The organism is Marcopretia estuarina LEGE 06307 (assembly GCF_056633115.1).
In genome coordinates, this window is the sequence record NZ_JBSJOY010000002.1 from 459,089 (window position 1) to 471,370 (window position 12,282).

10 protein-coding genes are annotated in these 12,282 nt (G+C 69.7%); 8 read left to right on the forward strand and 2 right to left on the reverse strand.

Annotated elements, in window-relative coordinates; genetic code table 11:
- Positions 1 to 68: 68 nt before the first annotated feature.
- Positions 69 to 2,771 carry an alanine--tRNA ligase gene (alaS, locus tag ACWJI3_RS06555; RefSeq protein ID WP_480203255.1) on the forward strand — a complete coding sequence of 901 codons (2,703 nt, stop codon included), beginning with the start codon at positions 69 to 71 and terminating at the stop codon, positions 2,769 to 2,771.
- A gap of 147 nt (positions 2,772 to 2,918) precedes the next feature.
- Here the strand turns inward: alaS and ACWJI3_RS06560 are convergent, their stop codons facing one another.
- A complete protein-coding gene (locus ACWJI3_RS06560) occupies positions 2,919 to 4,529 on the reverse strand; it encodes a cyclic nucleotide-binding domain-containing protein (protein ID WP_480203256.1) in 1,611 nt (536 codons plus the stop codon).
- Between the two features lie 182 nt (positions 4,530 to 4,711).
- On the opposite strand from ACWJI3_RS06560, the gene ACWJI3_RS06565 reads away from it, so the two are divergent.
- From ACWJI3_RS06565 to ACWJI3_RS06575, 3 genes are all read left to right on the forward strand, one after another.
- Entirely contained in the window at positions 4,712 to 5,425 is a 714-nt protein-coding gene (locus ACWJI3_RS06565) for an SIMPL domain-containing protein (protein ID WP_480203257.1), read from the forward strand.
- Between the two features lie 81 nt (positions 5,426 to 5,506).
- Complete coding sequence (locus tag ACWJI3_RS06570; protein ID WP_255100691.1) at positions 5,507 to 5,875, forward strand: DUF3307 domain-containing protein; 369 nt, start codon at positions 5,507 to 5,509, stop codon at positions 5,873 to 5,875.
- Between the two features lie 61 nt (positions 5,876 to 5,936).
- Positions 5,937 to 6,086, forward strand: coding sequence for a hypothetical protein (locus ACWJI3_RS06575; RefSeq protein WP_480203258.1), 150 nt, complete (start codon positions 5,937 to 5,939; stop codon positions 6,084 to 6,086).
- A 9-nt stretch (positions 6,087 to 6,095) separates the two neighbouring features.
- On the opposite strand, the gene speA is transcribed toward ACWJI3_RS06575, so the two are convergent.
- Complete coding sequence (gene speA, locus ACWJI3_RS06580) at positions 6,096 to 8,072, reverse strand: biosynthetic arginine decarboxylase (RefSeq protein WP_480203259.1); 1,977 nt, start codon at positions 8,070 to 8,072, stop codon at positions 6,096 to 6,098.
- A 285-nt stretch (positions 8,073 to 8,357) separates the two neighbouring features.
- Here speA and ndk point away from each other — a divergent pair, with 285 nt between their 5' ends.
- From ndk to ACWJI3_RS06600, 4 genes are read left to right on the forward strand one after another with little or no spacing between them, the layout of a single operon-like run.
- A complete protein-coding gene (ndk, locus tag ACWJI3_RS06585) occupies positions 8,358 to 8,816 on the forward strand; it encodes a nucleoside-diphosphate kinase (protein ID WP_094512141.1) in 459 nt (152 codons plus the stop codon).
- A 33-nt stretch (positions 8,817 to 8,849) separates the two neighbouring features.
- A complete protein-coding gene (locus tag ACWJI3_RS06590; protein ID WP_480203260.1) occupies positions 8,850 to 9,530 on the forward strand; it encodes a FecR domain-containing protein in 681 nt (226 codons plus the stop codon).
- A 44-nt stretch (positions 9,531 to 9,574) separates the two neighbouring features.
- Positions 9,575 to 11,416, forward strand: coding sequence for a CHASE2 domain-containing protein (locus ACWJI3_RS06595; RefSeq protein WP_480203261.1), 1,842 nt, complete (start codon positions 9,575 to 9,577; stop codon positions 11,414 to 11,416).
- A 35-nt stretch (positions 11,417 to 11,451) separates the two neighbouring features.
- Positions 11,452 to 12,222, forward strand: coding sequence for a FecR family protein (locus ACWJI3_RS06600; RefSeq protein ID WP_480203262.1), 771 nt, complete (start codon positions 11,452 to 11,454; stop codon positions 12,220 to 12,222).
- Positions 12,223 to 12,282 lie beyond the last annotated feature (60 nt).

Genomic DNA, 12,282 nt, shown 5'->3' on the forward strand with positions numbered 1-12,282 from the left:
GCCCCGGATCCGGTCAGGGGGGCGCTCGCCGAAGATGGGCGCTTCGCATTGTTTCGTCGCGACGGGCCATGGCTGCCGCACCTTCTTCCAGCGCCTCCTTGGCGGGCCAGCCGCGCCCCCGCAGCGGCGCCGAGATCCGCGAGGCATTCCTGGCCTTCTATGCCGCCCGCGACCACCGGCGCCTGCCCAGCGCCTCGCTGGTGCCCGACGACCCCACCGTGCTGCTCACGATCGCGGGCATGCTGCCCTTCAAGCCGGTGTTCCTGGGGCAGGCGCCGCGGCCGGCGGCGCGGGCCACCACCAGCCAGAAGTGCATCCGCACCAACGACATCGAGAACGTGGGTCGCACGGCGCGGCACCACACCTTCTTCGAGATGCTGGGCAACTTCTCCTTCGGCGATTACTTCAAGGCCGAGGCGATCGCCTGGGCCTGGGAGCTGAGCACCGAGGTGTTCGGCCTGGATCCCCGCCACCTGGTAGTGAGCGTGTTCCGCGAAGACGACGAAGCCGAAGCGATCTGGCGCGAGGTCGTGGGGGTGAACCCGAAGCGGATCATCCGCATGGATGAAGCCGACAACTTCTGGGTGTCCGGCCCCACCGGCCCCTGCGGCCCCTGCTCGGAGATCTACTACGACTTCCACCCCGAACGCGGCGATGACGCCATCGATCTGGAGGACGACAGCCGCTTCATCGAGTTCTACAACCTGGTGTTCATGCAGTTCAACCGCGATGCGGAAGGAACGCTCACCCCCCTGGCGAACCGCAACATCGACACCGGCATGGGTCTGGAGCGCATGGCCCAGATCCTGCAGGGCGTACCGAACAACTACGAAACCGATCTGATCGTTCCGCTGATTCACACCGCTGCCTCTCTGGCTGGCGTGGATTACAGCCAGCTTGAGGAGAAGGGCCGCACCTCGCTCAAGGTGATCGGTGACCACAGCCGCGCCATCACCCAGTTGATCTGCGATGGGGTCACGGCGTCGAACCTGGGCCGCGGCTACATCCTGCGGCGCCTGCTGCGGCGGGTGGTGCGCCACGGCCGCCTGCTCGGTATCGATCAGCCCTTCCTGCGCACCATGGGTGAAGCGGCGATCGCGCTGATGGCGCCGGCCTTCCCGCAGCTGCTGGAGCGGCGTGAGGCGATCCTAGCCGAGCTGGGCCGCGAGGAGGCCCGCTTCCTGGACACGCTCGAGCGCGGCGAGAAGCTGCTGGCGGAGGTGCTGGCCTCCCGCCCTGCCGCCATCAGCGGTGCCCAGGCCTTCGAGCTCTACGACACCTACGGTTTCCCGCTGGAGCTCACCGAAGAGATCGCCGAGGAGCACGGGCTCACGGTCGACCGTGACGGCTTCGAGGCGGCGATGGAGGCCCAGCGGCAGCGGGCCAAGGCGGCGGCCGTGAGTGTGGACCTCACCGTGCAGGGGGCGGTGGCGGCCGCGGCGGCCGACCTCCCCGACACCCGCTTCGAGGGCTATGGCGCCCTGGAGCATCCCAGCCAGGTGCTGGCGCTGGTGGTGAACGGCAGTCCCGCCGAGCGGGCAGTGGCGGGAGAGGCGGTGCAGGTGGTGCTGGATGCCACGCCCTTCTATGGCGAATCCGGCGGCCAGATCGGCGACCGGGGCCTGCTGCTGGGCGGTGTGCTCGGCAGCGAAGGCGCCGGTGACGCGGGCGTGATCGTGCGGGTGGAGGCGGTGAGCCGCCTGCGCAAGCAGTTCGTGCACCAGGGCCGGGTGGAGCGCGGCAGCCTGGGCCTCGGTGATCGGGTGATCGCCCGGGTCGATCGGGCCTGCCGCCGCCGCGCCCAGGCGCATCACACCGCCACCCACCTGCTGCAGGCGGCGCTCAAGCAGCTGGTGGATCCCGCGATCGCCCAGGCGGGTTCGCTGGTGGATTTCGATCGCCTGCGCTTCGACTTCCACTGCCCCCGAGCCGTGAGCCGTGAGGAGCTGGAGCGGGTCGAGGAACTGATCAACGGCTGGATCGCCGATGCCCACGAGCTGGAGGTGCAGGAGATGGAGCTGGAGCGGGCCCGCGCGGCCGGGGCGGTGGCGATGTTCGGCGAGAAATACGACGCCCAGGTGCGGGTGGTGGATGTGCCGGGGGTGTCGATGGAGCTGTGCGGCGGCACCCACGTGGCCAACACCGCCGAGATCGGCCTGTTCAAGATCGTCAGCGAAACCGGCGTGGCGGCCGGCATCCGCCGCATCGAGGCGGTGGCGGGTCCGGCGGTGCTGGCCTACCTGAACGAACGTGAGGCGGTGGTGCGCGAACTGGGCGACCGCTTCAAGGCCCAGCCCGCGGACATCGTGGAGCGGGTGAGCGCCATGGCCGAGGAGCTCAAGGCCACCGGCAAGGCCCTGGTCGCCGCCCGCGCCGAACTGGCGCTGGCGAAGGCGGCGGCGCTGGCGGCCCAGGCGGAACCGCTCGGCTCCTTCCAGCTGCTGGTGGCCCGCCTCGATGGCGTGGAAGGTGCCGGTCTGCAGGGGGCGGCCCAGCAGCTGCAGCAGCAGCTGGGCGAGGGGGGCGCGGTGGTGCTGGGCGGCCTGCCCGATCCCGCCGACCTCACCAAGGTGATCCTGGTGGCCGCCTTCGGCGCGGCGGTGGTGCAGGCGGGCGCCAAGGCGGGCGCCTTCATCGGCACCATCGCCAAACGCTGCGGCGGCGGCGGTGGCGGCCGTCCGGCCCTGGCCCAGGCCGGCGGCCGCGACGGCGCCGCCCTGCCGGCGGCGCTTGATGAGGCGCGCGCCGCCCTGGCCGCCGCCCTTGGCTGAGCGGGCGACTTGAAATGCATCGAGCTGCTTCCCGGTCTTTCCCAAGGCGCTGAGGTAGCGGCGCTCCTGATCCGACCGCATTGCTTCGCCTCTAAACACCTTCATCCGACGCAGACGCCCGCTTCTGGATGGCAGCTCCGCTGTGTCTCAGGGGCGATCGGCCGCTCCACCTCCTGGTCCATCGGCAGTTCCACCGCGATCGCCCACTGTTGCTTGGCCGCGGCCCGCTTCGGCATGGTCTGCGGCTGCATCACCGGCAGCCGCTTCCGGGCGTTCCGCGGTGAAGCCCAGCGTGGTGAAGAGCTGCTGCATCGCGCGCAGCAACTGGTTCTGCTGGGCCAGCCGGCTTGCCAGCTCCAGCCCCTCCAGCTCGGCCCGGCGGCCGCTCACCAGTTGTGCCAGGCGCTCCATCAGCTCTGGGTTGTCCTGCAGCAGCGGACCGATGTGCTCGCGGTTCACCTCCAGCAGCAGGCATTCGTCCTGAGCCTGCACCGTGGCGCTGCGCGTGCTGTCGGTGAGCATCGCCATTTCGCCGAACAGGGCCCCCGCCTCCAGGCTGGCCACGTGAATCGGCGCTTCCCCAGGTTTTTGCTTCCACACATCCACACTCCCCTTCACCACCTGATACATCGCCCCACCCCGATCCCCTTCGCGCACGATCACCTCTGCCGCGGCATAGCGCACGCAGCGGATGTGGCTGGCGAGGCGATCAATCTCTTCCTCATTGAGTGCTTTGAACAGTGGATTGAGTGCCAGCAGGCGCCTGCGCTCCGCCTCGGCGCTGCTCACCGGCTGGCTCGTCTTCCCCTGCGGAGCCTGGCGTCGCAGCTCGCGCACGGGATAGGGAATGCTCTGCCCTGCGCGCTCGAGCCGGTACCAGATCTGTTCGAGCAGATCGCTCCGCAGCGACAGCTGAGCGGCCAGACCACCGGGAGCCTGATACACCACGATGTCGTAGAGAATCGCGCTGTCGGCGAACTCCTTCACCCACACGATCGGCTCCGGCTCCGCCAGCACGCGCGGATGCTGACGCACGCTCTCCAGCAGCAGCTGCCTGGCCTGGGTGGTGGGGAAGGCGTAATCGAGGCCGATGCTGAAACGGTTGCCCATGAAGCCGAAGGCGCCATGGTTGCGCACCACCTCGGAGGTGATCTTGGTGTTGGGAACGATCACCAGGGTGCCGGTGAGATCCCGCAGGCAGGTGTCCCGCCAGTTGATCTCCACGATCACGCCGGCGGTGCCATCTTCGAGCCAGACGAAATCCCCTTGCTGGAAGTGCTCATCGAGCTGCAGTTCCAGGCCGGCGAACAGATCCTTGAGCGGTTCCTGGGCCGCCAGGCCGATCATGGCGGTGAGCACGGCCGAGGTGGTCACCAGGCCGAGCAGGTCGAAGCGGGCCAGTTCCTTGAACACCACCACGGTGGCCACCGTGCCGCTGGTCAGCATCAGCAGCTGCAGCAGGATTTCCGGTGGCCGGTTCCACAGCTTCAGGGCCGCCGGCACCTCCAGGCCCACCCACAGCAGGAGCCGGATCGCGGCATAGATCAACACCAGCTCATCGAGCAGGGCGAACCAGGGCCGGTATCCCAGCGGCATCACCAGCGGCGACAGCGAGCGGCTGATCGCCCACACCACAGTGGCCACCGCCGGCAGCTGCAGGGGAAATGCCGGCCAGCGCCCCGCTCTGCAGAGATTGCGGGCCAACAGCAGCAGGGCCAGGCTGCTGAGGGCGATCAGCCACACCTGCAGCGGATGCATGGGGAGAGGGCGGTGGCGGAGGGTGCAGCCCCGCGAGGAGAGGGCCTGCCGGCAGCACCCTAGGGGTCATGCCGACGGGGAACCACGAAGATCTGACCCCATGCGTCTGGAGGCGGCAAACAGCCGTTCAGGCCCCAAGCTTCAGAGGGGCGTGACCGCCCTGCCCCACTGAAAGCCCTGCGATGCGTCGCGCCCTCCCCGCTCTCACCACCGCTGCCTGCCTGCCGGCCTGCCTGCTGCCTGCCTGCCTGTTGCTGGCGCGGCCGGCCCTGGCGCAGGCGCAGCCGCTTCGCTGCGACGGCACCACGCTGGAGGTGCGGGGCAGCGCCGAGCTGAAGCGGGCTGCCGACCGCTTGCGCTTCTCCCTGGAGCTGCAGGCCGAAGCTCCCGGCAACGACGCCGCCCTGGCGCAGCTCCAGACGCGGCTGGCGGCCGTGCGCACCGCCCTGCAGGCGTTGCAGGTGAGCGAGCTGGAGGTCGCTTCGCCCACCACCTGGTCACGGCCGGCCACCAAGCAGCAGCCGGCCGCGATCCAGGCCCGGCTGCAGGTGAGTGGCGAGCTCGCCCCGGCCCGGCTGCAGGCGCTGATCCGCCAGGTGGGCGGGCTGCCGGGGGTGCAGCTGGCGCCGGTGAGCACCCAGCCGTCGGCGGGCGGTGATGCGGCCGCCCGGCGCCAGCTGCTCAAGGGGGCTTACCAGGACGCCCTCACCCAGGCGCGGGATCTGGCTGACGCGATCGGCCTGCGCACGGTCACCCCCTTGGGCGTGGTGCTCGAAGGCGGCATGCGCCCCATGCTGATGAAGGCCGTTGCCGCCGAGAGCGTGGGCTTTGACCCGGCGGAACTGCCCGGACCCGTGGATCGGCTGGCGCTGCAGGCCACCTTCTGCGCCCGTTGAACGTGCCAGGGTCTGCGCTTGCTGAGCCGTCTGAAGGGCGTGCCGTCATGCTGATTTTCTGTAGCGATGACGGAGCCAGCCATGCTGTCGGGCCTTGCGCACAGCCTCTCGGGTCTGGAGCTGTTTCTGTTGCTGGCGATGGGGCACTTCGTCGGTGATTTCGCCCTCCAGAGCGATCGCATGGCAGTGGAGAAATGCAGGGGCCGCGATCACACCCTCCCCTGGTCGTGGTGGCTCACCGCCCACGCCGGCGTCCATGGCTTTCTGGTCGCCCTCCTCACTGGAATCGTCTGGCTGGGTGTGGCCGAGTGGCTGGTGCATGCCCTGATCGACTGGGGGAAATGCGCGGGCTACTACAGGCTTGGCCTCGACCAGACCCTTCACTTGCTCTGCAAGTTGCTCTGGGCGTTCAGCGCCGTGCATATCGCTGCCAGGTTGGCGCTCTCCTGAACCGGCCAGTGCCTGATTCGCTGAGAGACAGCGCAGCCGGCCGCAACACGCGCAGGCGCTGGTGGAAATCCTGCCCATCGACTCAGATCCCGATCGGGTCGCCGTGCTCCTGCGCTCCGGGGTGCCTCTCACCGACGCCGAGGCCTTCCTCAAGCCCGAGCAGCTTGATGACGTGAGCATTGAGCGCGGCCTCGGCCCCGCCGCCTGCTGAGCGGGCGGCTCAGCGGGCCTGCAGGTAGGTGGTCTGCCGCAGGCTGGTTTCCAGGTGATCCATCAGGCGGCGGGCATCGCCGATGCCCAGCTGCCCCTGGGCGATCGCCGTCTCGCTGGCCATGCGCAGCCGCTCCAGCAGCAGCTGGGGGTCGTGCTCCATCGCCTGCAGCACCTCGGCATTGGTGTCGCCGCGCACCACGTGATCCACCCGGTAGCCGCCGCCAGGCGCCAGGCGGATGTGCACGGCATCGGTGCTGCCGAACAGGTTGTGCAGGTTGCCCATCACCTCCTGGTAGGCACCGGCCAGGAACAGGCCGATCCAGTAGGGCTCACCGGGCCGCAGCGGGTGCAGTTCCAGCAGGGTCTTCACCTGGCCCCGGTCGATGAAGCGGGCCAGCTTGCCGTCGGAATCGCAGGTGAGATCGGCGAAGCTGCCCAGCCGGCCCGGCCGCTCGTTCAGCCGTTGCAGCGGCATCACGGGGAACAGCTGATCGATCGCCCAGGTGTCAGGCGCCGAGCGGAACACCGAGAGGTTGGCGTAATAGGTGGAGGCCAGGGCCGCCGGCAGGGTGCGCAGCTCCTGGGGAATCGGCGTTTCCGGCGGCAGCAGGGCCAGCCGTTCGGCGATCGCCTGGCAGCAGGCCCAGGTGAGCTGCTCGGCCAGGCCCCGCTCCGGCAGGCCCAGGTAGCCGAGGCGGAAGGCCGCCATCGCGTCGTCCTTGAACTTGAGGGCGTCGTTCCAGGCCTCCTGCAACCGCTCCAGGGCCAGGGCGATCGCCGCGGGGTCCGCGGCCGCCACCGCCTCGATCCCCGCATGGGTGTCACGCAGGTTGCGCAGGATCAGGGCCTCCTCGCCGCTGGCCGCCGGCACGGCGCCGGGAAGGCCGCTGGCCCCCAGCACGTCGAACACCAACACCGAGAAGTGGCTGGCGAGGGCCCGGCCGCTCTCGCTCACCAGCGTCGGCACGGCGATGCCCGCGCTGTCGCAGCACTCCCGCACGGTGGCCACCACGTCGTTGGCGTAGTTCTGCAGCGAGTAGTTCTTGGAGGCGGCCGTGGCGGTACGGCTGCCGTCGTAGTCGACGCCCAGGCCGCCGCCCACATCCAGGTAGCCCATCGGTGCCCCCAGCCGGGTGAGCGCGGCATAGATCTGCCCCGCCTCCTGGAGGGCGTCCTTGAGCACGGCGATGTCGTTGATCTGGCTGCCCACGTGGAAGTGCAGCAGGCGCAGCTCGCCCAGCAGGCCGGCGGCGCGCAGGGCCTCCACCGTGGCCAGCAGGTCGGGCACCGACAGGCCGAACTTGGCCTTCTCGCCCACCGAACTGCCCCAGCGGCCGGTGCTGCGGGTGGCCAGCTTGGCGCGGATGCCGATCAGCGGCGCCGCCCCCAGGTCGCGGCTGGCGCTGATGATCCGCTCCACCTCATCGGCCTGCTCGATCACCACCACCGGCTGCCGGCCGAGCCGCCGGGCCAGGATCGCCGTCTCGATGTAGCGCTGATCCTTGTAGCCGTTGCAGATCAGCAGCGCCTGGGGATCGTTCACCAGCGAGAGCGCGATCAGCAGCTCCGCCTTGCTGCCGGCCTCCAGGCCGAAATGCCACTGCCGGCCGCTTTCCACCAGCTGCTCCACCACGTGGCGCTGCTGGTTGCACTTCACCGGAAACACGCCCTGATAGCGGCCGGCATAGTCGTACTGGGCGATGGCGCGCTCGAAGGCGCCGTGCAGCCGCTCGAGGCGGTCCTCGAGGATGTCGTCGAAGCGGATCAGCAGCGGCAGGCTGAGGTTGCGCCCCCGCAGCTCCTGCACCAGCTCCACCAGATCGAGCGAGCCGCCGCGCTCGCCGCGGGGCTGCACGATCACGTGGCCGCGGGCGCTCACCGTGAAATAGGGATCCCCCCAGGCTTCTAGGCCGTACAGGCGGCTGCTGTCGGCCACGCTCCAGGCCAGGCCCGACGGAGCGGCGGCAACGGTTTCAGCAGGCATGGGCACGGGGCTGGAAAGAAGCGGCCCAAGGCAGCTTAGTCAGCGGAAACAGGCCAGGTTCAGGGCGTCGCAGGCGTCAGCTCCCAGCCGAGGACGCTGCCACGCCCCCGTCCCGGGCGCCTCCTCTGCCCACCACCCGCTGCAGGCCGAGCGCCGGCCCCGCTGGGGCTCGGTAGCTCAGCAGAAACGGGTCCAGCCGATGGCATGGCGCCCGCCCGCATCGGGGTTGCTTGCCAAGCGGCAGCCCCAGCGCGGACGATGGCCCCATCCCCCAGAGCAACTGCCATGGCCACCGAACGCACCTTCCTCGCGATCAAACCGGACGGGGTGCAGCGCGGGCTGGTGGGCGAGATCCTGGGGCGCTTCGAGCGCAAGGGCTTCAAGCTGGTGGGCCTCAAGCAGCTGGTGCCCAGCCGGGAACTGGCAGAGAGCCATTACGGCGTGCACCGGGAACGGCCCTTCTTCGCCGGCCTGGTGGCTTTCATCACCAGCGGCCCTGTGGTGGCGATGGTATGGGAGGGCGATGGTGTGATCGCCAGTGCCCGCAAGTTGATCGGCGCCACCAAGCCCCTGGAGGCGGAGCCGGGCACGATCCGCGGCGATCTGGCCGTGAACATCGGCCGCAACGTGATCCACGGCTCCGATGCGGCGGAAACCGCCGATTTCGAGATCGGCCTCTGGTTCGAAGCCTCCGAGCTCAGCGATTGGACCCCGGCCGATCAGGTGTGGCGCGTCGAGCCCTGAGCCTTCATCCTGAGGGCCGTAACAGCGAGCTTGATGCCGCGCTCCGCCAGCCGGGCTTACGCCGCAATTGTTTTCACCGGTGTGTCGCTGGTGGCGGTGTTAGGCCTTTCCGGCGGGGCCCCGGCCACCCTGCAATTGCCCCGGGTGATCGATGTGGCGGAGCGACCCGCCTTCATCAAGCCTCCCGGCCGAACGGAGCAGAAGGCCAACGCGGGCCAGGTGCTGACGTCCCGCACGGAGATCCGCACCCAGCGCCCGGGTCGGATGCAGGTGCAGCTGGCGGATGGCAGCAGTTTCCGCCTCGGCGGTGATGCCCTGCTGCGGCTCGATCCGGGCGGCCCCTCCCTGAAGCGCGGCCAGATCATTGCCTGGATCGATCCGGACGGGACCCGCCTCCTTCCCCTCAGGGTTCGCACCCGGGTGGGAACGGCCTCGATTCAGGGCACCACGGTGTTCATCGAGGATTTTCCCAGCGAAGTTCATTTTCTGAGCTGGGAAGGAACCGTGCAGGTGAGCGCCAGCGATGGCCGCCGCTTCACTCTCAATAGTGGAGAGATCCTCACCGCCACCACCACAGGCACTTGGGTGGGCCCCCGCCGGCTCAGTGTTGAGGAGGCGCGCGTGCGCCGCCGCACCAGTGTGCTGATGAATGGCTTCTCCGCCCCGATGGCAACCTTGCCGGTGATCGAGCGCGAGCTAGGCCTCGACCGTTGAGGCTGCTAGGGCCGGGTCGGTGGCGGAGGCTCTGGTGGCTCGCCTTGGCCTTGCCCCTGCTGGCTGGGCTGGATCATGAGCCGGCCACACCCGCAGGCCAGGCCCTGCAGCTGGCCGATGGCCAGATCGCCGCGCTCTGGTTCCGGTTGCGCGGCACCCGCCCGGCTCCTCCGGATCCAGTGCTGCTGGCCATCGATGCTGAATCGCTCCAACTCGCGGCCCTGCTCAGGCCGGCCGACCGGGCTGCGTCGCCGCTGTGGCGGGAGATGGGCCCCTGGCCCTGGCGAAGGGCCCTGCAGGCGCAGGTGATCGCCAGGGTGCTGGAGCAGGGGGCGGCCAGAGTGCTCGTCAACATTGAATACAGCCAGCCCAGCCCGTTCGGGCCGGCCGATGACGCGGCCTTCCAGGCGGCTCTGGCGCCCTGGCGCGAACGGGTGCATCTGGCCGTCCGCTACGGGCGCACTGAACGGCAGGGGGTGGCGCAGGTGGTCCTGGCAAAGCCGCTGCATGGCCTCGGGGCACCCGGGCTGACGATCCTGCTCCAGTCCCCGCAGGGGATGGCGGAGGCTGTGCCGGGGCAGGCCTGGCTCGACCAGCACCTGGCCGGTTTCCCGCTGCCCCACCCGCGCCCGATGGCCTTTCTGGTCAACGACCGGCAGCTGCCTCGGGCCCCGATGGGCCTGAATTACATCGGCCCCTCCGGCAGCCTGGCTCGGGTGCCCGCCTGGCAGGTGCTTGACACCCCCCCCGGCTTCTGGCGCGGCCGCACGGTGCTGTTCGGCGCCACCACCCCGGAGTTGGGTGATCAGCAGGAAACTCCCTTCGGTCCCCAGAGCGGCACCGAGGTCCTGGGAGTGGCGATCGCCAACGCCCTGTCAGGCCAGGGGCTGCACACGCTCCCATTGCCGATTGAGGCGGGGCTGCTGCTGTTCTGGGGGATCGGCGCCTGGTGGTGGCTCAGCCGCAGCAGCTCCGCTGGTCACACCCTGCTGATCACGTTGGTGCTGATCGCGATGGCGCTGCTGGCCGGCTGGGGGCTCTGGGCAGGGGCGCTGCTGCGGTTGCCCCTGGCTGCCCTGCTGCTGGCCACGGTGGCGGGAGGGGGACTACTGGCGGTGGGGCAGGTGCTGGTGGAGGGCCGCGAACGGGCCTACCTCCACCAGTTGCTGTCGCGGCGTGTGTCGCCCGCCCTGCTGCACGACATCCTTCGCAACCCCGGGCCGATCTGGACCCAGGTCGGCGGCAGCCGCGCCCGCTGCGTGGTGCTGTTCAGCGATCTGGTGGGATTCACCTCGCTGAGTGTCGACATGCCCGCCACCGAGCTCTTCACCCTGCTCAACCGCTACTTCGAAGTGATGGCCAGCGCCGTGCTGGCGGAGCAGGGCCTGCTCGACAAGTTCATTGGTGATGCGGTGATGGCGGAATTCGGCGTGCCCCGCAGCCGCGGCGATCGCGAGGAGGCCCGCGCGGCGGTGCGGGCGGCGCTGGCGATGCAGAGCGGCCTGCAGGCGCTCAACCGGGAGCTGGCGGCGGTGGGCCGGCAGCCGCTGCGCCATGGCATCGGTCTGCACGTGGGCGAGGTGACCGCCGGCAATCTCGGTGCGGCCCAGCGGCTGGAGTTCACCGTGGTGGGGGCCACCGTCAACGTGGCCAGCCGGCTGGAGGGGCTCACCCGCCGCTATCCCGAGCAGCCGATCCTGATCAGTGGGGAGCTGCTGGCCCTGCTGCCCGGTGAGCTGGATGTGGTGCCTCTGGGGTCGCACACGCTCAAGGGCTGGCCCCAGCCGCTCGAGGTGTTCGGCCTGCGGGGTGTGTGCGGGCGGATAAACGGTCCAGAATGTCTGGATGGCCCTTTTCCGTTGCCTGTTCCGGGCGCGGGAGATTGACGGCGCCGTTCGCTTCGCCTGATTCAGGATTCGCCATGCCCGCTCTTGCTGCTTCCGCCGGTGATCTCCTGGCCGCTCGGCTGAGCCTGAATGCTCTGCTGCGCCCAGCCGCCCTGCTGAGCCTGGCAGCCGGGGCGGGTCTGGCTCTGTCGAGCTCCCCTGTGCGCGCCAACGAGAAGGCCACGGTGCGGGAGATTCTTGATGGCAAGGAGCTCTACATCGACGACCGTCAGGCAAAGGTGAAGCAGACGGCCATCACGCCGCAGGAGATCAGCACGAAGAACAGCCGCGCCCAGCTCGGTTTCGCCTCCGGCGCCGCCGGACGGCTCAACCGCTTCTCCCAGCTGCGGCTTGGCAGCACCTGCTTCCTGCTCAGCAAGGGCCAGGTGCTCGTCTCCGGCCCGCAGAGCGGCTGCACCCGCTCCTCACGGCTGAGCGTGCGCGGCACCAACTATGTGCTTCAGGTCGACGACGACGGCATCGCAGAGCTCTCGGTGCTGGAGGGCTCTGTGGAGGTGGAAGCGCTCCGGGATGGCACGCCGACCGGCGCCCCACCCACCACCGTGAACGCGGGTGAACGCCTGCGCCTCTCGCCCGCCGGTGTGGTGCTCGCCCTGCTGCGGCTCACCAGCGGTGATTACGGCTCCCTGATCAACGGACCACTCTTTCAGGGCTTCACCACACCCCTGCCGGCGATCGGGTCACTCGAGAGCTACATCCGCTCGTACGTGCCTGGGGTGTCGCTGCCCTCCGCGCCAGTGTCGGTCCCGTCGATTCCGAGTTTCGGCCTGCCGCGGTTGTTCTAGTGGGGACCCGGCCGGCTGCCGCGACTGCCCGCCCCACCATGCCGGCCGGCACCGCTAGGC